The 23,566-nt window shown below is 46.6% G+C and carries 33 protein-coding genes; 5 read left to right on the plus strand and 28 right to left on the minus strand.

Annotated features, from left to right (window positions below):
* Positions 1-132: 132 nt before the first annotated feature.
* The 3 genes from RS881_RS36215 to RS881_RS36225 form a co-directional block, all read right to left on the minus strand.
* Entirely contained in the window at positions 133-297 is a 165-nt protein-coding gene (locus tag RS881_RS36215) for a DUF1328 domain-containing protein (protein ID WP_315815221.1), read from the minus strand.
* 172 nt (positions 298-469) lie between these two features.
* Entirely contained in the window at positions 470-634 is a 165-nt protein-coding gene (locus RS881_RS36220; RefSeq protein ID WP_315815222.1) for a DUF1328 domain-containing protein, read from the minus strand.
* A 666-nt stretch (positions 635-1,300) separates the two neighbouring features.
* A complete protein-coding gene (locus RS881_RS36225) occupies positions 1,301-1,510 on the minus strand; it encodes a hypothetical protein (RefSeq protein ID WP_315815223.1) in 210 nt (69 codons plus the stop codon).
* A 48-nt stretch (positions 1,511-1,558) separates the two neighbouring features.
* Here RS881_RS36225 and RS881_RS36230 point away from each other — a divergent pair, with 48 nt between their 5' ends.
* Positions 1,559-1,711 (plus strand): hypothetical protein, encoded by a 153-nt coding sequence (locus RS881_RS36230; RefSeq protein WP_315815224.1) that lies wholly within the window; start codon positions 1,559-1,561, stop codon positions 1,709-1,711.
* Positions 1,712-2,084: 373 nt separating this feature from the next.
* Here RS881_RS36230 and RS881_RS36235 read toward each other — a convergent pair whose 3' ends face one another.
* The 15 genes from RS881_RS36235 to RS881_RS60395 all read right to left on the minus strand — a co-directional run bounded on the left by RS881_RS36235 (position 2,085) and on the right by RS881_RS60395 (position 10,595).
* Positions 2,085-2,591 carry a hypothetical protein gene (locus RS881_RS36235; RefSeq protein WP_315815225.1) on the minus strand — a complete coding sequence of 169 codons (507 nt, stop codon included), beginning with the start codon at positions 2,589-2,591 and terminating at the stop codon, positions 2,085-2,087.
* Positions 2,588-2,899 carry a hypothetical protein gene (locus tag RS881_RS36240; RefSeq protein WP_315815226.1) on the minus strand — a complete coding sequence of 104 codons (312 nt, stop codon included), beginning with the start codon at positions 2,897-2,899 and terminating at the stop codon, positions 2,588-2,590. The genes RS881_RS36235 and RS881_RS36240 overlap by 4 nt, the downstream gene beginning before the upstream one ends.
* A gap of 214 nt (positions 2,900-3,113) precedes the next feature.
* On the minus strand, positions 3,114-3,308 hold the full coding sequence (locus RS881_RS36245) for a hypothetical protein (protein WP_315815227.1): 195 nt from the start codon (positions 3,306-3,308) through the stop codon (positions 3,114-3,116).
* Entirely contained in the window at positions 3,302-3,574 is a 273-nt protein-coding gene (locus RS881_RS36250; RefSeq protein WP_315815228.1) for a hypothetical protein, read from the minus strand. The genes RS881_RS36245 and RS881_RS36250 overlap by 7 nt, the downstream gene beginning before the upstream one ends.
* Before the next feature lie 677 nt (positions 3,575-4,251).
* Positions 4,252-4,410, minus strand: coding sequence for a hypothetical protein (locus RS881_RS36255; RefSeq protein ID WP_315815229.1), 159 nt, complete (start codon positions 4,408-4,410; stop codon positions 4,252-4,254).
* Positions 4,411-4,483: 73 nt separating this feature from the next.
* On the minus strand, positions 4,484-4,750 hold the full coding sequence (locus RS881_RS36260) for a hypothetical protein (RefSeq protein WP_315815230.1): 267 nt from the start codon (positions 4,748-4,750) through the stop codon (positions 4,484-4,486).
* 352 nt (positions 4,751-5,102) lie between these two features.
* Positions 5,103-6,218, minus strand: a complete 1,116-nt coding sequence (locus tag RS881_RS36265; protein WP_315815231.1) for a sensor histidine kinase — start codon at positions 6,216-6,218, stop codon at positions 5,103-5,105.
* A 7-nt stretch (positions 6,219-6,225) separates the two neighbouring features.
* Positions 6,226-6,429, minus strand: coding sequence for a hypothetical protein (locus RS881_RS36270; RefSeq protein WP_315815232.1), 204 nt, complete (start codon positions 6,427-6,429; stop codon positions 6,226-6,228).
* A 17-nt stretch (positions 6,430-6,446) separates the two neighbouring features.
* On the minus strand, positions 6,447-6,725 hold the full coding sequence (locus tag RS881_RS36275) for a hypothetical protein (protein WP_315815233.1): 279 nt from the start codon (positions 6,723-6,725) through the stop codon (positions 6,447-6,449).
* A gap of 2 nt (positions 6,726-6,727) precedes the next feature.
* Complete coding sequence (locus RS881_RS36280; protein WP_315815234.1) at positions 6,728-7,687, minus strand: hypothetical protein; 960 nt, start codon at positions 7,685-7,687, stop codon at positions 6,728-6,730.
* Positions 7,648-8,670 carry a hypothetical protein gene (locus RS881_RS36285; protein ID WP_315815235.1) on the minus strand — a complete coding sequence of 341 codons (1,023 nt, stop codon included), beginning with the start codon at positions 8,668-8,670 and terminating at the stop codon, positions 7,648-7,650. The genes RS881_RS36280 and RS881_RS36285 overlap by 40 nt, the downstream gene beginning before the upstream one ends.
* Positions 8,655-8,864, minus strand: a complete 210-nt coding sequence (locus RS881_RS36290) for a hypothetical protein (protein ID WP_315815236.1) — start codon at positions 8,862-8,864, stop codon at positions 8,655-8,657. Before RS881_RS36290 ends, RS881_RS36285 begins: the two co-directional genes overlap by 16 nt.
* Positions 8,861-9,646: a nucleoside triphosphate pyrophosphohydrolase gene (mazG, locus tag RS881_RS36295; RefSeq protein WP_315815237.1), complete on the minus strand. Its 786-nt coding sequence runs from the start codon at positions 9,644-9,646 to the stop codon at positions 8,861-8,863. The genes RS881_RS36290 and mazG overlap by 4 nt, the downstream gene beginning before the upstream one ends.
* Positions 9,646-10,500: a hypothetical protein gene (locus RS881_RS36300; RefSeq protein WP_315815238.1), complete on the minus strand. Its 855-nt coding sequence runs from the start codon at positions 10,498-10,500 to the stop codon at positions 9,646-9,648. The genes mazG and RS881_RS36300 overlap by 1 nt, the downstream gene beginning before the upstream one ends.
* Entirely contained in the window at positions 10,434-10,595 is a 162-nt protein-coding gene (locus RS881_RS60395) for a DUF3667 domain-containing protein (RefSeq protein WP_350339987.1), read from the minus strand. The genes RS881_RS36300 and RS881_RS60395 overlap by 67 nt, the downstream gene beginning before the upstream one ends.
* A 255-nt stretch (positions 10,596-10,850) precedes the next feature.
* Between RS881_RS60395 and RS881_RS36305 the strand changes: the two genes are divergently transcribed.
* The 4 genes from RS881_RS36305 to RS881_RS36320 all read left to right on the plus strand — a co-directional run bounded on the left by RS881_RS36305 (position 10,851) and on the right by RS881_RS36320 (position 13,870).
* On the plus strand, positions 10,851-11,732 hold the full coding sequence (locus RS881_RS36305; protein ID WP_315815239.1) for a hypothetical protein: 882 nt from the start codon (positions 10,851-10,853) through the stop codon (positions 11,730-11,732).
* 115 nt (positions 11,733-11,847) lie between these two features.
* Positions 11,848-12,855 carry a hypothetical protein gene (locus RS881_RS36310; RefSeq protein WP_315815240.1) on the plus strand — a complete coding sequence of 336 codons (1,008 nt, stop codon included), beginning with the start codon at positions 11,848-11,850 and terminating at the stop codon, positions 12,853-12,855.
* A 169-nt stretch (positions 12,856-13,024) separates the two neighbouring features.
* Positions 13,025-13,312, plus strand: a complete 288-nt coding sequence (locus RS881_RS36315) for a S41 family peptidase (RefSeq protein ID WP_315815241.1) — start codon at positions 13,025-13,027, stop codon at positions 13,310-13,312.
* Between the two features lie 249 nt (positions 13,313-13,561).
* Entirely contained in the window at positions 13,562-13,870 is a 309-nt protein-coding gene (locus RS881_RS36320; protein ID WP_315815242.1) for a hypothetical protein, read from the plus strand.
* A gap of 68 nt (positions 13,871-13,938) precedes the next feature.
* Here RS881_RS36320 and RS881_RS36325 read toward each other — a convergent pair whose 3' ends face one another.
* The 10 genes from RS881_RS36325 to RS881_RS36370 all read right to left on the minus strand — a co-directional run bounded on the left by RS881_RS36325 (position 13,939) and on the right by RS881_RS36370 (position 23,403).
* Positions 13,939-14,502: a sodium:solute symporter family transporter gene (locus RS881_RS36325; protein ID WP_315815243.1), complete on the minus strand. Its 564-nt coding sequence runs from the start codon at positions 14,500-14,502 to the stop codon at positions 13,939-13,941.
* Complete coding sequence (locus tag RS881_RS36330; protein WP_315815244.1) at positions 14,391-16,439, minus strand: sodium:solute symporter family transporter; 2,049 nt, start codon at positions 16,437-16,439, stop codon at positions 14,391-14,393. The genes RS881_RS36325 and RS881_RS36330 overlap by 112 nt, the downstream gene beginning before the upstream one ends.
* A 574-nt stretch (positions 16,440-17,013) precedes the next feature.
* Entirely contained in the window at positions 17,014-17,436 is a 423-nt protein-coding gene (locus tag RS881_RS36335) for a transposase (protein ID WP_315814532.1), read from the minus strand.
* Complete coding sequence (locus tag RS881_RS36340) at positions 17,406-17,762, minus strand: IS110 family transposase (RefSeq protein WP_315814531.1); 357 nt, start codon at positions 17,760-17,762, stop codon at positions 17,406-17,408. The genes RS881_RS36335 and RS881_RS36340 overlap by 31 nt, the downstream gene beginning before the upstream one ends.
* A gap of 533 nt (positions 17,763-18,295) precedes the next feature.
* On the minus strand, positions 18,296-19,243 hold the full coding sequence (locus RS881_RS36345; protein WP_315815245.1) for a dihydrodipicolinate synthase family protein: 948 nt from the start codon (positions 19,241-19,243) through the stop codon (positions 18,296-18,298).
* 283 nt (positions 19,244-19,526) lie between these two features.
* The gene (locus RS881_RS36350) at positions 19,527-20,561 is read right to left on the minus strand and encodes a sialidase family protein (RefSeq protein WP_315815246.1); all 1,035 of its coding nucleotides are present in this window, start codon (positions 20,559-20,561) and stop codon (positions 19,527-19,529) included.
* 135 nt (positions 20,562-20,696) lie between these two features.
* Positions 20,697-21,296 (minus strand): dihydrodipicolinate synthase family protein, encoded by a 600-nt coding sequence (locus RS881_RS36355; RefSeq protein ID WP_315815247.1) that lies wholly within the window; start codon positions 21,294-21,296, stop codon positions 20,697-20,699.
* Complete coding sequence (locus tag RS881_RS36360) at positions 21,185-21,676, minus strand: dihydrodipicolinate synthase family protein (RefSeq protein WP_315815248.1); 492 nt, start codon at positions 21,674-21,676, stop codon at positions 21,185-21,187. Before RS881_RS36360 ends, RS881_RS36355 begins: the two co-directional genes overlap by 112 nt.
* Before the next feature lie 96 nt (positions 21,677-21,772).
* Positions 21,773-22,438, minus strand: coding sequence for a sialidase family protein (locus tag RS881_RS36365; protein ID WP_315815249.1), 666 nt, complete (start codon positions 22,436-22,438; stop codon positions 21,773-21,775).
* Entirely contained in the window at positions 22,435-23,403 is a 969-nt protein-coding gene (locus tag RS881_RS36370; protein ID WP_315815250.1) for a BNR-repeat neuraminidase N-terminal domain-containing protein, read from the minus strand. The genes RS881_RS36365 and RS881_RS36370 overlap by 4 nt, the downstream gene beginning before the upstream one ends.
* Positions 23,404-23,566 lie beyond the last annotated feature (163 nt).

Raw genomic sequence — 23,566 nt, forward strand, 5'->3', positions numbered from 1 at the left:
TTGATTATTACCTCTCTTAGCAGTTGAGCAAGGATAAAAAAGCATGGCGCAAACCAATTGCTCCACCCTTTCAGGGGATGATTGGTTTGCGCCATACAGGTATAACGATCGAATGTTGAAAAAGAGGCCCTGCTAGGGAGTTTTAGTTCTTCCCAATATCAGTGACAATAGGAACAACACGATGAATATAAAAAACAGGATCTTGGCAATGCCTGCAGCACTGGCTGCAATACCACTAAACCCCAATATAGCCGCTATAATGGCTACTATTAAAAAAATGACAGTCCATCGTAACATAACTAAAGGATTTAATTGTTTACAATCGGTCAATTCCTATCAGACCGGTTTCCTATATCGCGATCACATAAAATACTTCTCCCTGCGAGTTTGTGCTTGTTCTCGCAGTCCTGCTTCAGGAATTGCAGTCCTTTCAAAGCAGCAAATAGGAGGAAACCATTCATCGCCTGCGCTAATGTGCCCGTAAACTGCCCACCACCAGTGATACCACAAACCCTATCATGAAAATAAAGAACAACACCCTGGCTATAGCCGCCACACCAGCGGCAAAGCCTCCAAATCCAAGCAATCCGGCAATCAGCGCTACAATGAATAGCCCAATGGACCAGCGTACCATAACAACTTATTTTGTTTGTTATTCTACAAAGGTCTGTTTAAAAACAATGCCTTTCGTAATTGCTTGATCCTGAATCCACTCCTGCGTAATTTATTCCACGTTTTGCCCCATTCCCCATTAGCCCAAAATGATAGAGGTGACACCTTTCGCTCACGAAACAAGCGAAAGGTGTCACCTCTTCCCCTATCCCGGCGCAAGGAACTGTCATCCAAATTTTATTTGTTTGCCCCTGGCGAAAGGTGGGTCGCTCTGCAGGCTGGCCGGTGCAGCGCTGTAGAGCGGCTCACCTTCATCAGGAAAGAGGTGACACCTTTCCCTTACCACGAAAACGAAAAGGTGTCACCTCTTAGCCCCTGGCGCGTATGCGGCTCGGCCTTGGGCGCTGGCGTACTTGTGCTCCCTGTTCCGTTCTGTATGCTGTATGCTGAATTCTTTCACACCCCTGGCGCAAGCTGCCTCTTAAAGGTGGGTCGCTCTGCAGGCTGGCCGGTGCAGCGCTGTAGAGCGGCTCTCCTTCATCAGGAAAGTGGAGATACCTGGCACCCGATCGCCGCTGGTGAGTGAGTGAATACCCCCATCTGGCGCGTATGCAGCCCAGCTACTGTGCCTTGGCGTACTTGTGTCTCGAAGCAAACGATTGCCGATTCACGACTACCGATTGCCGCACTAAAAATTATAGGTGAAACTAAGCTTCGCAAAGAAAGGCGTGCCGGGTGAAAAATGGACCGATACCGGTGCCGCTTCATTGAACAAGCGGCTTTCTGTATCAAACTGCGTTTCCTTCCATTGTTTATCAAAGATGTTTTGAATGGCCAGCCCTAATTTGGCTTGTATACTTATAGCGACGATTATGGCCGTATGGGCATAACTGCACAACCTGGAGATAAAAACCGCTTCAAAGTACCTTCCTTAAGAAACATTGCCTTGACAGCCCCTTACATGCACGATGGCCGTTTCAAAAACCTCGATTTCGTATTGCAACATTATGCCATCGACGTGCAGCCTACTGATAATATAGACCCCCGCCTGGTACAGCCTTCCGGCCGCACCGGCCTGCCACTCACCGCCGATGATTAACAAACCTTAAAAGCCTTCCTCCTTACCCTCACCGATTCTGTATTCATCAGGAATAAAGGGCTATCTGAAGTGAATATTTGTCCTACTTGTGTGCGGTATTAGCTGTAAACTTGATAGGTTAACAAGTTGAAAAGTTAACAAGGAAAAAACACCTGCTTTTCCCTTTCCAACCTATCAGCCTTTCAACCAATCAATATTCCGCATACTGTCTTCTATATTCTGGATTCTGCATGCTACTCCCCTATCCCCACACTTTCCTTCACCCCCGTAAATATAGATTTCCAGATAAGGTTGAAAAAGGATTTATGAACATCCCGCTCATAATGCACCCTGGCCCGGCGCACCTCATCGTTTTTGCCAGGGTTGCCATTCTTTACCTGCATATTGGCCAGCAGACTGGCAAACTTCTTTTATCAAGCGATTTGTCCACACTGTCTTTCTTTAGCAATGATATTTTTAAGTCATCATACAGCAGCGTTAGGCTCCCATCCGCCACCCGGTCATTACCAATAAAGTTGAACCGCAAACTGCTGATGGTGCCTGTTTCTATTGTAGCCAATCCCATGGGTTCGGTTAATTCATTCAGGCCTTTGGCGCTCATGCTCCCCATTTCACCTTCAATTGTAAACTTCCCGTTAACCGGATAGAAATGGATCAGCGCTTTAACAGGCGCTTTATTTAAGAAGCGGGCATTGAACTGTACCTGCATCGGAATATCTGCCAGTTGTTGCCGGTGACTGCTAAGGTTCTTAACCCTGATGCCTGCATCGTAAAACTGCACCTTACCACTCTTTTCACTTTTACCATTCCGTTCTTTGTATTCAATAAAAGAATGATTAAAATGAGCTTGCCCGATAGCCAGGTCAAAAGGCAGGTTCATAATAACCTGCTGTGGGTACGTGCCGATCCGGTTCTTTTATCATGCGGATAAGAGAGGTCACGGTAAATACGGATACTACTTTTGCCCGATACCAGCGCGTATGCTTCAACTTGTCCCTGCAGCAGCAAGGGTATATTCAGGTTGGCTAGTCCGATCTCTTGCAGGTCTACATCAAACCGGTCGTTGGCGTATTTAAATTGTTGCAGAAAACGTTGTTCAGGCAGTTGGGGATCAATGATGAAGCGATGAATGCCCAACTTTTTTTCCCCACTGTTGAGGTGGATATCCCGTACCTCGTAATGGTACAATTTGTTCTCACTGGTCCAGTGTATTTTTTACAGCTTACCAATGCCTGCTCGGCAAACAGGATACGTGTACTGTCTTTATCATGCACACTATCCACCGCAATCCGGAATAGGTCGATGCTCACACTGTCAAATTCCATCCGCATATCACCCGTCTTCCAATCCCGCGTGATCAACCTGGCATTCACCACCGATACTGTATCTATTTTGATCAGGTTCAGGTTGCCCAGTATTTGCCGGTATACTTCTTTATCAGGTACCGACCGCAGCGAATCCTTGCCCTTACCCGTAAAAACAGTTCTATGCGCGGCGATTCGATCACCACTTTGCGCCCATCAATGGCACTGTTCAGCAATGCCCTGGGCGTTTTAACCCCTGCTACCGTAAGCAAAGGAATATGGATCTTTACCAATACCGAGGGTGCTGCATCCCCCTGGCAAGCCCGTTATACACATTGGAATCTGGCTCCAACCGCAAATTGGTCACCGTAAGATTACCGGCGATCTCATCAATATCCAATTTATCCGTTTGTATGCCATACAGGTTATCCGTTTTATCCGATACCGTTTTGGCCATACTGTCCTTCACGATCTTGCGCTTATACCTATTCCACGTCACGATCCCTCCCGCAATAAGGAGCAATACCACAATGGAAATGATGATTTTCTTTTTCGACATATGCAAATGGTGGATTATTGATTATTAGTTATTGATTATTAATATAGATCATTCCGATGTTCTAAAATGCTGCCCATCATTGGCCAATCAAATGATGCTGTAACCTGTTTACTATATTCTCTATTCTAAAAGAAAATGCGGTCCAATCAGGAACGATCAAACCGCATCTCTCTCTTAGGGTGGTTTTCTTATAAACTTCCTTATGGTGCTTCTTTAACTGGCTACAGCCAAAAAATTGATCTGGCCTTTATATTTTTATAGTACACAGTTTCTGTCATTTTAACCCGCAATAAGGCAAACCGGGATTATGCGTTATTGCACCGTTGGGCGCTACTACGGTATCCCTTTCATGCCCCGGTTTCATCCGGCTGGATATACCTGTTACCTTCCTATAAATGCCTATCACTTTTTCAATGTACTTCAACGAAACCGGGAATATACCGGTAGCCACAGGCAACTCTTCCGCACAGCAACACCATAGGTATTGGTTGGCACCTATAAAAACAGTTTCTACCAGGAATCGTTCCTGTGATTCTTTATCATGTACTTTCAGCGAGCCAAAAATGTTCTTTCAATAAAGCGTTTTACAAACTTCAGATTCTGTGGCAGGATAAAGCGCATAGGTCGATGTTTTTAGTTGTTAGTAGTTTATTTGTTTAGTTGTTCTCATTCTTTCTTTAAGCCAGGATCATCGGATGTAACTTATAAGGCCGGAGGCTGGGCTTTTCCTGTAATAGGTATTTGCAGATAGCGTGCCACCAGGATTGAAAGCGGTTTACCGTACGTTGCCGTTGTTCAAAATAAGAAGCATGTTCTACCCGCACTTTAACAAGCATTACCTGCCTGTATGATGGGGAGTTGAAGTTTCCGGGATACCCGCCAGGTCATGGATCGCTGCCTGATCAGTAATCACCAGCGCATTGCCGGAAACCTGTAAGAAAAAGGCTTCCCCTTGCGGTAAAAGTCCAGGCGGGCAGGAAACTCTTTGTCGCCTTCCTGTATAAACAGGTCAGGATTATGCAGGAAGAACCAGATATTGCCTGCTTCATCTACCCGCAGCACAGATATAATAGAAGTGGGTAACTTAAAGATAGCATTGCCCGTATTGGCAAAAAGAGCGCTACCGATTTCATGGATACGGTCGGTTAGGAAACCGATTTGAATATCGCTTAACATGGTGCAGATTTTAACTTACTATTTTCAAACAACATGCCCATGCCTAAGCCGCCATTCTGTAGAAATCTCTACCCAGGTTATCAGCACATTAAAAGGAGTTAATGAACTTTGTAGAGCCTGGCCTTTATTCTACACCAACCTATCCCACCTGTCCGAAAAGGAGAAAGATCTCCATAGTTCCCACTCCCTCGATGAGGCCGATGAAAACCATGGGCAAAAAAACAAAAAGCTTAAAGAAACCATTGCATGCCTGAGTGGCAAGAGGTAGGAAAACTTTCGGGAGTCAGTTGCGAATGGAACATTGAGCGTTTTCCAATAATTAATGATTATTGGCTTATGCGAGCATGCGCAATTAATTCATCGCTCTTAATAAGGGGATCTTTACATAGAAAGTAGTACCCTCACCTTCCTTCGTCACAAACCAGATCTCCCCTTTCGCCTGCTCCACAATACTTTTACTCATGGCCAGGCCAAGTCCCGTACCCGACGACTTCGTAGTAAAATTAGGCGTGAAAATTTTTGATTGTGTAGCTTCCGGTATACCACCGCCATTGTCCGAAACACTGATCGTAATGTATTCTCCATTGAGTTCTTCCTGGATGCGGATGATATGCTGCGGCCGGTCTTCACTGGCCTCAATAGCATTCTGCATCAGGTTGGTAAATAACCGGTTCAACTGCGTTTTATCGGCAAACAACAATACCTTATGCGGTACCGGCTCCCAACTAAAATCCAGGTTCTCCGTAGCCTCGTAAAGCGAAGTAAGCGAATACAACATTTCATGCAGGTCAAATACTTCATTGCGCGGATTACCAATATTGGCAAACTGCGAGAAATCTGATGCGATCTTCGACAAGTGGTCTATTTGTTCCACAAGCGTACGTGCTACACTGGTGGTCATTTCCTTTACGTTGGGCGAGTTATCGTCAATGGCTTTTTGCAGGTATTGGATACTGAGTTTCATGGGCGTCAGCGGGTTCTTGATCTCATGCGCTACCTGCCGCGCCATTTGCCGCCAGGCTCCTTCCCGCTCACTCTTAGCCAGCGATTCCGCACTCTCATCCAACTTCCGCACCATCTTATTGTATTCAGTTACCAATACCCCAATCTCGTCATTGCGGTGCCAATTGATCTCCTGGTTCATTTTGCCCAGGTTAATATCCCGCAGCTTTTGCGTAATGAGCGTAAACGAAGAGGTGATCCGGTTGGTAATGAACAAGGCAATAGCACCGGCCACCAGGAATATAAACGCATTGAGGTTAATGATGGTCACCAGGAAATAGGAGATCTCCTGCGTCAGCTCTACCTCTGCGCTGTAGGAGGGCACATTCAGGTAAGCCACCGCATTCCCATCATCATCCCGCACCGGTGCATAGATACTGAGGTAATCTACCTTCCCTACTTTTTCATCCGTAACCGTTTGTACCTGCCGCAGCGTATGCAGGCGGTAATAAGCCAGCGGGTTCATTTTTCACTCAGTACCCCCGGTAATAGATATCAGGATTGGAAGTTACTTTCAGATCGCCCGATGTATCATACAGGTTCACATCCATCCCGTGGATATCCGAAATATCACGCATCAATTGTTCCACTTCATCACTAAAACCTGGTTCATACAACATCACCCCTTCATTGAAAGTAGAGTGATCGTCCAGCTTTTTCTCTACCTCATTCACCATGATCTGGATGGCCCGTGTTAGCCGCTCCTGGTTATTACGATGATACCGGTTGATAATAAAAATACGTTGGCCACCCCAATAACTACAAACAACAGCAGGCTGATCAGGATGATCGTACTATGTATCTGCGAACGGATGCTCAATTCAAAATACTGCCGGAAGGGAGTTTTATGCAGGCGCGAGCGCATCAGGAAAGCCACAATCCGGTAAAAGGCCAGCAGGAACAGGAAGGTACTGAACAGGTAGGCAAAAAGCGTGATAGCCTCAATGAAGGAGTTATTTTTCCGCGCTACCACTACTACCTTATCCGGCGTACCCCGGTACCACAGTTCCTCATACCCTTCTTTTTTACAATGCTGTATTCTTCCTTACGCGATTGTTTATTGAGCGAGGTAGGAAAAGCATAATCATTATAATGTACGATCAATTGCAGGCTATCATAAATAGCATAGGCATAGGAGGGTGAGTATCCTGGCGTTAACTCCCGTGTTTGTTTAAACAATTCAGGCACCAGCGCCTCACTCTTGTAGCGCTTGGGGTCCGACAATACAAACAGGTAACCAATAGTTACGTCATTACTATCTATAACCTCCTTCTTAAAAATATAAGAGAACTTATCGAACGACCGTTCAAAATACCGCAGATCGGGTATATTGGTGGCCTTTGACTGATTGCGGAATATAGTATTGAGCGTATCATACGAACCCCGCTCCGTATTGTACAAGGGGTTCATATCCTTATCAAACGTAAATAACCAGGTATCGTATTTATTGGCATAACCAATAAACCCTGTATTGCTGATACTATCTTTCAGCCGCGCATTTTCTTGCTGGTTATAGAAACGTTGAAAATTAGGTTCCAGGAAATTATTGTCCAGGTAAGCCAGCGCAATACTCAATAACCGCTCATTTGAGGGGTCTGCCTGCGAAGCCAGCTTTTCGGCAAAACGTTTCCGTTGTTCAAATTCGATCTTCCCGTTTTCAAAGAGAATGACCGCCGCCATCGAAAAAGAGAATTCAAAGAGCCAGAACAATACTTCCGATACATTAAGGCGGTAGTTCAATCCCGCAAATATCTTTTGCTGCATCAGCCACATGAACAGCAGCAGCCACAACAACGTATACAAGTTCAGCTCTACCATGGCATTATTGTGCTGGAAACTTAGCAACAACAAACCCAGAAAGGCCGTAATGATATACACCACATAGTTCCGTTCTCCTACCAGTTTACCAATGACCGTGAGAAATATCTGCGACAATAAAAATAACTCAGTCCCAGTGTGGCCATCACTGCAAAACCAACAAAACTATATTGCTCAACCAGGCTGAAAAAGTTGGTCACATTAAACGACATCTTCGCATCCGATACCAGCGTTTGCAACACATCGGCAAATGTGAAAGTGCAGATCACCAATAGGATCAGGATGCCTGTAGCCGCACCCCAGTTTTTCCAGAAACCTGCAAAAGCATAGCGTTTGGAATTATTGAGCCGGCGGTTCACAAAGATCACCATCCAGCAAAACAAGAGCGAATTGATCATCAGGTCGCCCAGTGAACTCAATACCAGGCTCGAACCATAGATATAGGGATCAAACAGTTCAAACTGCCGCAGGTCCAATATTTCCGGGAAGAAGTAGGATGATAAACGAAGGATCAACAACACGCCAATCAGAAAGGAAGCTCCATACCAAAGTCCGTATTTGCGACTTATTTGATCGGCAGTTTGTTGTAAATATAAAAAGAGCAGGAAGAAACCGCCAATCACCAACAGGATCGACCAAATATTGTGCTGTTGCAGGTGTTCGTTGATACGCTGCAGGTAAAATAACGTATTGCCCCGTACACTTTTTACCGGGTAAGCCGTGGGCGATAGTACCAGATCAACCCGCTCCACCGCTTTGGCATAACCCGCAAACTCTTTCTTCAGGTTCTCATTCTCTACAAAATACTTCCACACCACCGGTATAAACCCTTGTATCGTAAATTCCCGGTTGCCGGCCAGTGTAATACGCCGGCTGCTGTATACATACTGCCCATTCCTGAGATTGGTAAGCCGGCTGGTATCCATGCCCCAGGAGAAAGATACATCCGGTAATATATTCTGAGTATTCCAAAATACCAGGTGCGGTGTATTGGCCGAATCATGCGCGTGTTCATAGATAAACACCTCATAGCCCTTTTTCGTATCCAATACCCGGTTCAACCCCGCTTCATCATGGCGTTGATCTACCAGTTTGCCCACCTGTGCTGTATCACTGGCAAATTCCTGAAAGTCCTTTTCCTTTTGCTGGATCCTTTTTCAATGAGGTTTACATAATACCGCGCCGTGGTAGTACCAATGACGTACTTATTGAGAATAAAGGCTACGCCGAAAAGGCCAATCGCAGCCAACAGGTAAATATTCTTACTGAGCCAGTTTTTCAGCAATTGCTTCAAGTGCCGGGGTTTTGTTTTTTAATGCTGTTCCAGATGGCATCCATTTCGGCCAAAGACATATCTGCCAGGGATTTCCCTTCCTGGTTGGCCTGTTGCTCCATGCGGGTAAAACGGCTGATAAACTTCTTATTCGTCCTTTCCAGCGCATTTTCAGCATCTATCTGCAAAAACCGTGCATAATTAACCAGGGAGAACAACAGGTCACCGAACTCCTCCTCTATTTCCACGGGCCCCTTCACCGCCACAGCTTCCTGCAACTCATCCATTTCCTCCTTTACCTTGTCCCATACCTGCTCCCGCTCATCCCACTCAAATCCCACCTGTTTCGCCTTTTCCTGCAACCGCGTGGCTTTTACCACCGCCGGCAGCGCCTTCGGCACTCCGCCCAATACCGAGGTTTTACCCTCTTTTAACTTCAATTTCTCCCAATTCTGCTTCACTTCCTCCTCATCTTTCACCGTAATATCTCCATAAATATGTGGATGGCGCGATACCAGTTTATCCGAGATCCCCTGCAAAGCCTCTTCCAGCGTGAACTTCCCCTGCTCTGCACCAATTTTGGCATAAAATACCATGTGCAGCATCAGGTCCCCAATTTCCTCTTTAATCCCCTTCCAATCACCATCCGTAATGGCATCCGCCAGCTCATAGGTCTCCTCAATCGTCAGCGGCCGCAGGGTCTCTACCGTTTGCTTCCGGTCCCAAGGGCATTTTTCCCGCAGTTCATCCATGATCGTCACCAGGCGCAGGAATGCTGCCGCCAACTTATTTGTTTCCATCATTAATATGTTTTAGACCTGGAAGATCGTGATCGTAAAGAAAAATATGAACAGGATAAGAAGCGTAAAAAAGCCAGCATGTTCAGCAGGAAGAATTTGAGTATCGTTATCCCCCGGCCCTGGCCGTAAAACTTACGCATGGCCTTATAAGTGTAATAAACACCGCACAGAATAAGCAGGCCTTCCAGCCAGCCAATCCAGTTCTGGTGCGTATACTGCCGCAGCTCCGTCACCGAAAAATAGAGCAGCAGGAAAATAAAAGTAAAAATATAGAGGTAAATGAAAAAGATACCATGCTCTACATAAAAGAACTGCTTATGCCGGATGTACAACAATTTCATAAAGAAAGCATACAATGGCAAGGAAATGAACAACAGGTATGGTAAGGAATGCATAAACTTGTCTATCAGGTCCTGGATAAGCTTTCCTTCATTATCCCTATAACGGTTATTCAGTTCAATATTCCGGCGGGCCGCTTTTCGTTCCCACCAGCCATCTTTGATACCAGGCGGCAATCCATTCTGTATTGAATCATAGTCAGCCACCGATTTATAATATTGATGCGCTTTTCCCCAGGGTATCCGGGTGTCCGTATTTTCCTTCTTTCCCTTCAGCTTATTTTTTAAACTATCCGTACGCAGACTGTCCGTCTTCTTTGATTTTTCATTCGCATCGATCACTTTCTCTTTGGCCTGAGTAAATGACTGGATGATCTCCAACGAATCCTCCCTGGAATGGGCTGTTTTCAATACCAGCCGCTGAGCAATATCCAGCTGCACCGCCGAATCCTTCACATTTGTAATGATATCATCAGGATCGAAATTACCCTTGAACCAATCCTTGGGCTTGAATAGCATAAAAAGATAATGAAGAACATCGCCGAACTGAATACGTACATCCGGATCGGATGCAGGTAACGCGCCCGGCGTCCCTTGATATATTCCTGTGGCAAAAGCCCGGTTTGGTGATCAAGTACCGGGTCGTACTGAAGAATTTACCGTCAAAATGGGTAATATCATAAAAAAGTGACTGATCAGCCCCCACACCGTCTCTTTTGGCTCGATATTTTCCTGTCCGCATTCGTGACAATACCTCCCGGACAACTCAGCATTACAGTTTAAACAGATTTTCTCGTGACGTTCTTTGGAATGGGACACCTGTGAAATTTTGTTTAAAAATAAGGAAAGACAGTATTTTACAGAAAAATTTGGATATCCTCGATATGGAAAACAGGCATTTCTTCGTTAGCACCAGCATGAAAACAACGATTTTCGTCCTCTTCTTCACTTGCATGGCCATGGCCACTTTTAGTCAGCATTATTATAATGACCTGGTAGTGACCGGCGAACAAATGAAGAAAAGGGCCGTATGGCTGCAACAACGTGTAAAGTCCGTACGTTTCAACAGCCTGGATGGCAATAACCAACCCATCGACGGATTTAAATGTGAACAAAATGTAAAGAATAACTTTACAGAGATCATCACCGAAACCAGCACCACCCTGGCCGGCACCTCCGTCAATACGGCTTATTATAATACTGCCGGGCAACTCATTAAAACAACCGATACCACTGATGGCAATAGGACCGAGATCACTTATACCTACGATGCCAATAACCGCATCACCAATATTGTAAGCCATTCTTTCTCCCCCGGCAATTATGTCAACAAGGAGCAACACCGCTGGAGCTATGATGCCAATGGCAACCCCATACGGATGGACAAGATCAAGAACAACTCCGACACCACCACCATCACCCTGGTGCCCGATGAAAAAGGAAATCCCGGCGAAGAAAAAAGCATACACAAAGGTCAAAACCTGCCTACCGTTTATTACTATTATGACGATAACAACCGCCTGACAGATATTGTCCGGTACAACAACCGCGCTAAAAGATTATTGCCCGATTATATCTTTGAACATGATCAGCAGAACCGCGTAACTTCCATGCTGGTAACCATCGAAGGCGCAGGCGACTACCAAAAATGGTATTATACCTATGATGAGAAAGGCCTGAAAGCACAAGATGCCTGCTTTTCCAAAACCAAGGTGCTGATCGGCAAGATCGAATACAAGTACCAGTTTTAAGAGAAAGCATACTGAAGACAGCATATAGAATCCAGCCGATGGAAGACCTGCGTATAGAACAATGAGCAAATCATCATTGTATGCAGAAAATCTTATTAGTCCTTACCTTGATTGTATGGGGAGAGCAAACCTACTCCCAACAGCCCCCAATAACAAGCAGATCGCCCCGAAAGCAGCCGTATTGGGTAAAACAACCCTCTTATCCGACTTCGACCTGTACCGGCAGATCCTCGAAAAAGCCCATGCCGGCCTGTATAAATACCATTCCCAAAAGTCTGTTGACAGCATCTTTGGCCATTACCGCCGGCAGATCAGCTCCACTACTACCCTGCTTGCTTTCTACCGCTATTGCTCCTCTATCCTGGCCTATATCGGCAGTTTGCACGATGACATTAGCCTGCCCCAAAACTATCTGAGCAAGATAGCCGCCCAACCTGTTTTTTTCCCGTACCCGGTGAGCCTGATCAATAAGCAACTCCTGGTCAATATAGATAGTCAGGCCATCCCGGCTGGCGCCGAAATTCTATCCATCAATGGACAATCCATTCCTTCCCTCTTGCCCCGATTGTATAAATACTATACAACCGACGGACTGAATACCACTGGCAAACTGACCGGTATCAGTGCTGCATTCTCCTTGTTCTACCGTTATGAACTAGGCCCTGCTACAAAGTTCAAGGTTATGTACAAAGCCTTCCAGGCACCGGTGGCCAGGACAGTTACCCTCAAGGCCATCACTTATAAGGAACACCGCTCCTTTCGTAAACAAAGGCATTCCCTCTACCTCGACACCTTATTAGACGACCGGTACCAGTTTGAGTTGATCGACAGCCTGAATACCGCCATCCTTACCGTTAACAGCTTTTCGCTGGGAGGTCCCGACTCCAAAACACATGCGGCCTACAAACAATTCCTGCTACAGTGTTTCACCACCCTCAAAGAAAAGCATATCTCCAACCTGGTAGTAGACATCCGCAAGAACGGGGCGGTACTGATCCCAACGACCTCCTCACCTTTTCTTACCTGGCCCACCATCCCTTTAAAGAAAATAAAGAGGCCTACACCCTTTTTCAAAAAGTACCCTACCGCCAATATTTTTATACCGACGACAGTACCGACATAATTGACATAGAAGAAAATTTCCAGGAGGAGCACAACCAGTTCAGCCAAGGCAGGTATTACCAGAACCCCACTTTTAACCCTTATTGGCAACCTGATAGCCTGGCTTTTAAAGGCAACCTGTACCTCCTGGTTAGTCCAGCCGTAGCTTCGGCAGCTTCACTTTTGCCAGCATGGTAAAAAGTGAAGGTTATGCTACCCTGATCGGTGAAGAAACCATGGGTGGTTATTATGGTCATACCGGCCACAACAAAGTGGCTTATGAACTACCGCACACCCGTATCAACTTTTCTTTTTCTGTGGTAGACCTACAGCAATATGTAACCCCCAAACGGGATATACCTTTCGGCTCCGGCATCCTGCCCGATAAGATCGTCACCCAATCACAAAATGATTTCATTGAAAACCGGGATGCCGTTATGCACTACACATTACACCTGATTAGGGAAGACAATCAGTAATAAGTGTATAATATACACACGAATACATAACAAGTAACAATATATTGTTACTTACTTACTCACCTATTTGACCGATCCAATTTTTCTATTATTTTGGCGCTCAAATCAATTCGTATCCAATATGAAGAAAAACCTTTCTTTGCGTTATCCTTTACTTGGTCTCACTGCACTGACCCTTTTATTATCCTGTAAAAAGACAAAGACGAAGCTCCCAAATCCCCTTCCGAACGTATCCTGGGCACCTGGAATATGGTGAAGGAATATGAAAAGACCTATGCCTACAATACCGGCGCCTTCAAAGATTCAACCGGCGCCAATATACCCATGGGCGTTTTCACCCTCGATTTCAGAACAGACGGAAAGATCTATATCAAGATATTGGACGGCAATCGAACAGAGTATGATACTGTTGGTTACCAGGTTAAAAGCGAATCCCTCATGGTCATTGATGGCGACGATTACACCATTCAAAAACTTACCGACAATGAATTGAAAACGCTTGATAAATATGATGACGGCACCAGCAACGTAGAACATTACCTGGAGTTCAGGAAATAATGATCTCTAATAAAAAAGCGTCATTCCTGTTCCTGGGAATGACGCTTTTTTATTTATATATGTTCAACTTACTTCTCTTTCCAGATCAAACTACTAATATACCCCACCAGCACACAGGCCAGCACGGCTACGGCGGGATACAGGAAAAAGCTGACGATATTGGCCGCCTGCACAAAGAACAGGCAAATAGCACTAACAATAAAGCCAATGAAAATACCCATACTATTGATACGCGGAAAGAAAATGCCGGCCACAAACATGCCCGCCAGGCAGCCACCAAATAAGCCAATGATCTTGAGGTATTGATCCCAGATAGAAGCATTGCTTAAGTACACCATATACATGGCAATAAAGAAGCCCAGAACACCCAATACAACCGTTGTACGGCGGGCAAATGCAAAACGCTGCTTGTCTGTACTGGCAGGCTTCAGGTATTGATAGAAATCGGTAGTTACCACGGTAGCAATGGAGTTCATACTGGAACTGATGGTAGACATGGTAGCGGCAAACAATCCGGCAATCACCAGTCCCGCCAGGCCCGATGGCAATTGATTGGAGATATACCAGGGGAATACATCATCAATACGGCCATTGGGATTGAGGGCGGCAGGATTGTGTTTAAAAACACCCACAGGGCGGTACCCACACAAAAGAAGATGAGTGAAGCGGGGATCACCAACAGGGCATTGGTATAAATGGATTTCCGAGCTTCTTTTTCAGTAGGCGTGGTCAGGTAGCGCTGCACCACTACCTGGTCGGACGAATAGGTAACCAACTGAGTCAGGAATCCCCCTACCAGCACCACCCACAAAACAGGTTCGGTGATCTTGCCATGCATGATGGCCATGCGGAACTTATTACTTTCAGCCGCTTCAGTAAACAATTGTCCAAAACCGCCGGGCAGGGAATTGGCCATAAAGATGAGGGCCATCAACGCACCACCCAACAAAACTACTACCTGCATCACCTCGGTCCACACCACTGCTTCAATCCCACCGGATACACTATAGGCGGTGGTGATCACCGTGATACCAATAATGCAAACAAAGATATTGATGCCCGTTACGGCGCTCAATACCAGCGCGGGCAGGTAAATCACAATACCCAGCCTGCTAACCTGGAACAATACAAAGGTGAGACTGCCCAGCAATTTTACCCGTTGATTGAACCGGATGCGCAGGTATTCATATACACTTGTTAGCTGCATCTTACGGAAATAAGGCAGGTAGAAATAAACGATCAACGGCGCTACTGCTACGATCATAATATTGTTGAGCAGGTATACCCAATCCGTAGCATACGCTTTGGCCGGAATAGCAATAAAGGTGAGGGCGCTTAGCTTGGAACCAAAGATGCTTAGGCCTGCGGCCCACCAGGGGATCTTACCACCACCCAGGAAGAAATCACTCGTTGAGCTTTCCATCTTGCGCGATACCACTACGCTGATGCCAATCACCAGCAGGAAATAAATGCCTACAATGATCCAATCCAGCAAATGGAAAGCACCGGCAGGCTGTATAGGGGTCGCCATCAGCACCCGTGCTGTTCTTACTGCCGGCCTTACTTCACCCGAAGGCAATACCAGGCTGCCATTCCATACTACGGCAGGCGTAGTCACCGGCGCCCATACGCTGTTATTGGGCTGTGCCGCTGCATCGGCCTGCTTGTTGGTGAAGATGGTATCCATACCTGTCCATACGTTGGTAATATTGTTATAAGCCCATACCTGGCCGGAAAAGCCAGGATGTTTTTCTTTTAAGATAGGCCCCTGTCCATTATAACGGCCATCATCACCGCCAAATACCAATAGGTGAGATTGGCCGGTAGTAAAAGCCGGACTGGGTGCTGCTGCAACCGGGCTGGGCAGGTCGGCAATACGTTGCCAGCCTTTGGCCGTTGTATAACGATAAGCATCTTTCAGGTATACCCGGCTCACCGTACTATCACCCGCCCCTTTCACCAGGTCTACCCCACTCAACAAATAGAAAGCACCATCCAGCGTGCCGGTTACCGCCAGCATACGGGCAGGCCCCGGCCAGGAAGGCAATACCTTCCATTGGCGGTTGGCAGGGCTTGCCGACAGATCGAGCGACCAGCAAACCCCTTCAGCCTGAGTAGCAGACGGACTCACTGTACCGCCGGCTATATAAATGATGTCGCCTATCAGCACGCCACTGGCATTGGCCAATGGTTTTGGCAAGGCGGGCAAGGCTTCTGTTTGCACCTGGCCATTCGCATACCGCACCATGAACACATCCGCATAATGCTGTTTCACATCGCTGCCACCAATACAGATCAATCCATCCCGCCAGTTTACCGACACACCATATCCCAATGGACGAGGTAGCTTGCCCACTTCCTTCCATTGACCGTTGACGGTTTCCAGCGCATATATTTTGTCTTGCCATGTCTTGGTGCTGCCCGTCCAGGGTGTACCCCCATCCGGGAAATTAGCCCCTCCCGCCACCAGCAGGGCCCCGTTGGACACACCGGCAAAGGACCAGCTAAACCAGGTGTACCTGGCAGAGACGGCAATTGTTTCCAGCTTAGGTAAGAAGGATGGGGGCATCGCCAGCCAGTGAGCTAAATGGCAATACCAGCAAGAAAAAGTATAGGATGTATTTCATGTTATATATCGTGATCGTGAATCGTCTGCTTAGAGGTGACACCTTTCGTTCGCGTTGCAAAGGAAAGGTGTCACCTCTCCAAGCAAGAGAATCGTAAATAGGTTTGCCACGAAAGCAATAATCAATGTTCAATGCTTAGAACGGCTCGCAGCTCATAGCTAGTAGCTCGCAGCTTGTATTCCCCCACCAGCATAGTGTTTATCCCCCTCAATTGGCGCAAGGAACTGTCATCCAAATTTTATTTGTTTGCACCCTGGCGAAAGGTGGGTCGCTCTGCAGACTGGCAAATGCAGCGTTGTAGAGCGGCTCACCTTCATCAGGAAAGAGGTGACACCTTTCCCTTACCACGAAAACGAAAAGGTGTCACCTCTTGGCCCCTGGCGCAAGGAACTGTCATCCAAATTTTATTTGTTTCTAAAAAAATAGGAACTTTAGGATATGGAAAGAGAGCGCCGAAGTCGAATTTCGACGGATGCGTTCATCTAGTGTAGCTCTGGTCTATCCAGAGCTACTTTTTTATGTCTTATGGAAAGAGAGCGACCGAGTCCCCATCTCCGGATGCATGTCCTGATTAAATGATTCTCCCTTTTTCCATATTGTATAAATGAGAATAAGTAGCTTTCGCTGGACTGCTACATATGCTTTCATTTTTACCAGTGTTCTCATATATACCCTGACATATAAATCAGTAAATGGTTTGATATTGTACCTCACCACGCTAAATGCCGGCATGAATAGGATTCGTCTTATACGGCTGTTGCCAATTTTTGATATTTTTGTGTTCCCCTGTCTTTTTCCTGATTGATTTTTGACTACATCGTATCCACAATAACTTACCAGTTGCGCCTGGTTTTGAAATAAAGTAAAGCCATCGGTCTCGGCAATAATAGTAGCTATACTGATCAGGCCTACACCTTTAATGGAGTTAATAGCTTCCACTTTTTCCCATAAGGCAGCATCCTGACGAAGTGTTTTTCGATAGCAGCTGCTACCTGTTTAATTTGTACTTCGACTTCTGCAAGGAGCGTCCTGAAGCCCAAAGTGACGGTGTCGTTTTCCGTCCTGGCGTAAGTCATTGTCTGCAACTGATTGCGAAGCATGGTTCTGGTATCCTGAAGCTGTTGATGGAACCGGGTAAGTTGTCTTAATTCATAAATCTGATTGCTGAAGGGCACCCATAATTTCAGTGTTTGTTGAGCTGCCATCATTGCCAGGCCTTTTGCATCTATTTTATCGTCTTTTGATTTGATACCGAGGGAACGCATATAATGCCTGGCTTTATTAGGGACCAGAACACTTACGGGATGCTCTTTTGATATAGAAACCAGACAAGCTGTTCATAATAAATCCCTGTCGCTTCCATGCAAAAAAGGATGGGCGCCTGAGTAGAAATATGCTTTTTACCCAATGCAGTAACTCGTCAAAACCTTTGGGGCTGTTGGAAATCCCTGCTTTGCTGGACCTGATAGTCACCTTTTGCGTCTCATCAATTACGGCCAGACATGCGTCAAACTTGTCCTTGGCGATGTCCAGGCCAATTGCATACTTAAGTAGCTTAGCCATAGAACATTGTTTTAGATATTAACTATGGAAATGACGGTCTTCCTGGCTTTTACTCATAGATGCTAAGTGACAAGTTTAACCTGTCCTTTTGGGAACTGTTCAAGCTCGAAAGAAGATAGAAGTCGGAGATATCCCTTGCGCCCTAAATCGTTTTTGACGTTTTTGTATGCAGTAAAAGGTGCTCCGACTACTTGTCATTTTATGGTAAAGGTATGATATGAGTATGCAGCCCAGCCTAGTGTGTTGGCGTACTGGTGCCCTTCCTGCCCGCATAATGTTTTTCCAATTCTTCAAAGAAACCCACTTCCTGCAGAGACAATTTCAAAGCAGTGGCTTCCTGTTGGGTCAGACTTACCAGCGGCAGCCGGCAAGGTCCCAGTGAATAACCCAGCATGTCCGTAATGGCTTTTTGTGCCGGGATGGGCGAAAACTTCAACAGGCAACGAACCATCTCTACCAGCTTCAACTGCAATTGTTGCGCTGCTTCCTGTTTACCTTCTCTGAACAAGGCCATTACTTTTAAATACAAGGGCGCCGCAAAGGTATACGTACTGCCAATAGCGCCGCCTGCACCTACTGCCAAGGCACTCAACAGCATTTCATCATAGCCATACAGGATATTGAATTTACCGTTCTTGTAGTTAAGACAAGCCTGGTATTCAAAAATAGTAGCGGCGGTATATTTAATACCAGCCAGGTTGGGAATGGCATCCTCACCCAGTCGCAGAAAATCGATCATATCCATGCCCACACCCGTAAGGGCAGGCACGTGGTAATAATAGAAAGGCAGGGAAGGTGCCGCAGCAGCGATCTCCGCCATACTGTTCACCAGGTTCTGTACCGAGCCGGGCTTAAAGTAAAATGCCGCCACCGCCGAAATAGCATCCGCCCCAATACGCGCGGCATGAGCTGCCAGCTTGCGCGACTCGGCAATGGAAGTATGTCCTACATGCACCAATACCAACACCCGCTTGTTCACCGCTTTTACATAGGCTTCTGCTACTGCCATACGCTCTTCAATCGTCAGGTTGGGACCTTCGCCATTGGTGCCACAAATAAATACACCGGCTACGCCGTCCTTGATTAACTTGTCCACCAGGTCGGGAATTGGACTAAGGTTTAATGATCCATCTTCATGAAAGGCTCCAAACGTCGCCGCGATCAATCCTTCAATTTTCATCATGTTATTGTATTTTAACTTATTTGATTTTATTGCTGGGTATTACGAGCCTCTTTAGGGGCTCCCGCTTTGTAGAAAACGTAATCAATGGGTATTGTGCGCTGTAGGCGCACCACCCAGGGTTCGTCGCCTACGGCACCGGATCAAATTCTTAACCTGTTGCTACAAAGCACGACCCCTAAAGGTGTCTGAATGCCCATTGAATGTTGACGCTCTATGTAAACGACATTGATTCTTTATTAACGTCATCAATGTTCAAGGCTCAATGTTCAATTCACAATCCCATTCACCTCTTCATCCACTCCAATCTAAACCGCTTCAATACCAGGCTATAATTAAAGCCTGTCCCTACCGTATTCGTTTCATACAGGCAATACACCGTTCCTTTATCGTCAACAGCCAGGTCTGAATAACCGGCAAAGGAAGTATCGATCACTTGTTGAATACTCCATGTTTTGCCTTCATCATAACTCAACCTGGCTGTCAGGTTCTTACGCGGTGGCCTGGGTGCATGCCGCGTGTCGGGATTGGTAAACAACAGCGCAGGTTTGCCTTTATCATAGACCCGGATAATGGAAGCCATACATACTGGTTCATACAATTCATCATCCAGCACCGGCGCTGTCCATCCGCTAATACCATCGGCGCTATAACTCACACCCCGGCGATGGCTATCACCCGAATGACGGATATTCAGCATCACCCGCCCGTCTTCCAGTTGTACTGCCATGGTTTCACTGGGGTTTTTCACTACACCACCTGGTAGTATCTCGCCCCGCTTCCAGGTTTTACCCAAATCATCGCTATATATGGTAGCGATGCGGGAAGGGTAATGGCTTTTATGTGGTAATAGTTTAGCTGGTTCACAGATCCATACTGCCACCAGTAATCGCCCATTTTTCAATTGAATAGAATGACCAGGACCGGGCGCCAGTACCTGCCAGTTGTATTCCGGTCTAAAGGCATCAAAGGCATAGGTGATATCAACAGCCGGGGCCCAGGTTTTACCATCATCCGTTGATTTGGTATAATAAGCATGGGCATAACCGCGCTGGAACAACAAATGAATATTGCCCTCCGCATCCACAATAGGCGTGGCATTGCTGGTAGGCATGCCGCCTTGCCGGGGAGCAATGACCTGGATGGGCTCCCAGCTTTTGCCACCATCGGTACTGCGTCGCATCAGCATGTCCATATCAGCCCAATCGCTGGCCGTACCGATCCTGCCTTCACAAAAAGCCAGCAAACTGCCTTGTTTGGTAAGCACCAGCGCCGGAATACGCATGGAAGCATAGGAACCTGCAATAGGCTCAAATACCACGGTAGTTGCAGGTTCAGCATTGCCGGCCTTTGGTACAGACCGCCCCGTTCTGCATCCTGCTACCACGGACAAAACCAGTAATAAAAAAGCTGTACGACTTGTATCATGTTTAATATCTAATGTTCAATCTAATAGCTAGTAGGCATCTGCATGGCCAACCAGTTTTTCATCCACCTTGCCACTTACCACCCGCCCCTCGAAGAACTCCGGCAACAATTGTTTACACGCTTTCCTCGCTGCAGCCACTTCTGCTTCCGGTATCCACTTATAAGGCCAGCGCAAGCGGGTACCAATATCGGCCCAGCCACCTACTGCTGCCAGGAATTTATCCAAAGCAGGATTGGAATAACCGGCATTCTTATAAGGAACAATACAAGTATCGAAAAATTGCAGGATGCGTTGTTGCACGTCCAGCGCACTGGCCAGGTCGGACTGCATTAAACGCCACCACCACTGCGCTCCCTGTGGACTAATACAAGCCACATTGGAATAAGCGCCGGCAGCCACGCCTGCCTGCACGCCCGTAGCCAGGAAATGCCCAGGCACAAATACGGATAAGCTATTGACATAGATCCGCATGGCATCATACCAGGAGCCATCGCCACCCGCCACTTTGATACCAATCAATTGCGGCACCAATTCCTGCAGCCTTCCCAATTCAGCCGGCAGTAAGACTGTTTTCGCATGGGGCGGATTGTACAATACCAGCGGTATGCCATTCGCAGCTGCTGCCATCCTTTGTAAAAAGTAACTTGCTCACCCGCACCGGTACTTACCCAATCGGGTAGGATCACCTGGAAGGCGGCCGGTTGCAAGGCTACCGTTCTTTGCATCCGTTGTAAGGATATCAATGGCGATGGATGATTGGCACCTATTTGAAAGGGTACCGCCGCCGCCTCACATTTAGCAGCCATTATTTCCTGCACCTTGTCAAACTCGGCTTCTGTTTGGTTGTGCAATTCACCGGCTGTACCATTGGAATAAATACCGTCCGGTACAGCCCGGATCATATCATCAATCTCCTCTGCCAATCGCACATAATCAATACTATCATCACTATTAATGGGCAATAGCAAAGTGGCCCAGTTTCCCTTCAATGTTTTCGCTGTAAGCATGCTTTTGTTTTTGTCAGGCTTCTTTAGACCAGGGTGAGCCGCTCCAGGAGAGCGACCCACCTAAACCGCCTTCGTCAGGCTCAGGCTGTCAGATCATTATAACAACTCCTTCAAACTCACTTGCTGAAATACCATATCCGCCATACTGCTTTCATACAGGATACCAATGGTATTTTTATCTATGCTGGTTAAACAGGAATATCCCCTGCTCTTTCCTTCATCCAACAATATCTTTTTGCTATCTATCCAGGTCTTCCCATCATCATAACTCACTTTGATCGTCATGCGGTGGCGGGTGGTTTTAGAATCGGGGTTGGAAAACAGCAAAACCGATCTTAGCTTGCCATTCTCCGTATAGTCATGCCTGATGATGCTGGCCATACAGGTAGGCTCTATCAAGGCACCACGTGATGAGGGATGCGCCTGCCAGGTAACGCCCAGGTCATGGGTCACTGCTATTTCCCGGCCATTGGTGCTTCCTGTATCCGTTCTGTTCCTGTTGGAACGCATGTTCAGCATAATGCTGCCATCTGTTAATTCAACGGCCATGTTTTCGGTGGTGGATAAATCCGAACCCCGTTCACTGGTTTTCCAGGTTGTGCCGCCATCCTTGCTATAGGTGATATTGGAAAAGGCCTTGCTGGTTTTATCGCGTCCCTGCGTAGGAAATACCAACGTGCCATCTTTGAGTGTGATGCCTTGTCCTGGCGCGGGCGCCCACAACCACCAATCGGCCTGTTTACATAGTTGCGTAAGGTTCACCGGCTGGCTCCAGGTTTTACCATGGTCTTCACTTTTACGATCAGGAACTGCGAAGTTTGCTGCACATCAAAGCCCGGTTGTGATCCTTTATCCCGCCACTGGTGATTCCAGGCCGTGCTGTCTTCGTTAAGCCCTTCAATCCATTTGCCTTGGGCATTCAGTACCCCATGCATCCACAGCCCCGCAATGAAAATATGGCCTGTGTTTTTATCTACCAGGATACAGGCATCGGATACCCCATTGAATTTTTCCGGTAATCCACCCCAGGCGCCCCTGTCCATAGCGATCTGCATGGGCTGCCAGGTACGGCCTTTATCTGTGCTGCGACTAAGGCCAATATCAATATTCCCTTGCAGGTCGCGGGCACTTTCACGCCTGGCATCATAGATGGCCAGCAATGAACCATCTTTGGCCGTTGCCAGTCCGGGAATACGGTAGGTATGCACCCCATCCTCATTGTGCTGGCGCAGGGCATAGCCAATACGCAAGGGACTGTACACTGTATTGGGTATTGCAACGGGGTTTTGATGCCCCTGCATGGATGAGATTGCCCGGATATATATCTTATGCAAAAGATCGGCTTTATCATTCAACTCTACGGATACCCAGAACACATTGAAACCCTTGTTCAGTTCCTGCAGCTTACCTATCCACATAATATCCGACATACGATCTATACTGTCCAACAGCTTCATCTTGCCTACATTGGTCAGGTTGGTGAAGGATGAATCACTACCCGCGTAATACAGTCTTACCCTTTTGATATCTTGTAGATTTGAAGTACCATGCAGGTTCAACCGAAACCCTTCCGTAAAAGACTCCTTCGTTCCGGTATTATGAACCAGTATACGTAGCACCGGATTGTCTTTCTTTTTATCAGTACCGGTACCTGGTAGTTTTGTTGTGTAAATACCAACTCCTCTCCTGGTCCCGCAGCCAATAATATGCACGGCAATGCCATGCACATTATGATGGCTACAGTGGTTTGAAGGAACAGGGGATAGATCTTTATCTTCTTAAGCACGGACATATTGTTTAATTATCTGTTTTATATTCTTTCTGAACATTGAGCGTTGAGCATTTATCGGTTCAAAGGCTTTCCAGGAAGAGGTGACACCTTTCCCTTGC

This window comes from Paraflavitalea speifideaquila, from assembly GCF_032395985.1.
Lineage (GTDB): Bacteria > Bacteroidota > Bacteroidia > Chitinophagales > Chitinophagaceae > Paraflavitalea > Paraflavitalea speifideaquila.

What these genes read in the sequence shown, in the direction of transcription:
- RS881_RS36215 (WP_315815221.1), bottom strand. Translation starts at nt 297, where the DNA reads ATGTTACGATGGACTGTCATTTTTTTAATAGTAGCCATTATAGCGGCT.
- RS881_RS36220 (WP_315815222.1), bottom strand. Translation starts at nt 634, where the DNA reads ATGGTACGCTGGTCCATTGGGCTATTCATTGTAGCGCTGATTGCCGGA.
- RS881_RS36235 (WP_315815225.1), bottom strand. Translation starts at nt 2,591, where the DNA reads ATGAACCTGCCTTTTGACCTGGCTATCGGGCAAGCTCATTTTAATCAT.
- RS881_RS36250 (WP_315815228.1), bottom strand. Translation starts at nt 3,574, where the DNA reads ATGTCGAAAAAGAAAATCATCATTTCCATTGTGGTATTGCTCCTTATT.
- RS881_RS36255 (WP_315815229.1), bottom strand. Translation starts at nt 4,410, where the DNA reads ATGCTTGTTAAAGTGCGGGTAGAACATGCTTCTTATTTTGAACAACGG.
- RS881_RS36260 (WP_315815230.1), bottom strand. Translation starts at nt 4,750, where the DNA reads ATGTTAAGCGATATTCAAATCGGTTTCCTAACCGACCGTATCCATGAA.
- RS881_RS36265 (WP_315815231.1), bottom strand. Translation starts at nt 6,218, where the DNA reads ATGAACCCGCTGGCTTATTACCGCCTGCATACGCTGCGGCAGGTACAA.
- RS881_RS36270 (WP_315815232.1), bottom strand. Translation starts at nt 6,429, where the DNA reads ATGGTGAATGAGGTAGAGAAAAAGCTGGACGATCACTCTACTTTCAAT.
- mazG (WP_315815237.1), bottom strand. Translation starts at nt 9,646, where the DNA reads ATGATGGAAACAAATAAGTTGGCGGCAGCATTCCTGCGCCTGGTGACG.
- RS881_RS36300 (WP_315815238.1), bottom strand. Translation starts at nt 10,500, where the DNA reads ATGCTATTCAAGCCCAAGGATTGGTTCAAGGGTAATTTCGATCCTGAT.
- RS881_RS36310 (WP_315815240.1), top strand. Translation starts at nt 11,848, where the DNA reads ATGGGGAGAGCAAACCTACTCCCAACAGCCCCCAATAACAAGCAGATC.
- RS881_RS36315 (WP_315815241.1), top strand. Translation starts at nt 13,025, where the DNA reads ATGGTAAAAAGTGAAGGTTATGCTACCCTGATCGGTGAAGAAACCATG.
- RS881_RS36320 (WP_315815242.1), top strand. Translation starts at nt 13,562, where the DNA reads ATGGTGAAGGAATATGAAAAGACCTATGCCTACAATACCGGCGCCTTC.
- RS881_RS36330 (WP_315815244.1), bottom strand. Translation starts at nt 16,439, where the DNA reads ATGCCCCCATCCTTCTTACCTAAGCTGGAAACAATTGCCGTCTCTGCC.
- RS881_RS36340 (WP_315814531.1), bottom strand. Translation starts at nt 17,762, where the DNA reads ATGCGTTCCCTCGGTATCAAATCAAAAGACGATAAAATAGATGCAAAA.
- RS881_RS36345 (WP_315815245.1), bottom strand. Translation starts at nt 19,243, where the DNA reads ATGATGAAAATTGAAGGATTGATCGCGGCGACGTTTGGAGCCTTTCAT.
- RS881_RS36355 (WP_315815247.1), bottom strand. Translation starts at nt 21,296, where the DNA reads ATGGCAGCAGCTGCGAATGGCATACCGCTGGTATTGTACAATCCGCCC.
- RS881_RS36360 (WP_315815248.1), bottom strand. Translation starts at nt 21,676, where the DNA reads ATGCTTACAGCGAAAACATTGAAGGGAAACTGGGCCACTTTGCTATTG.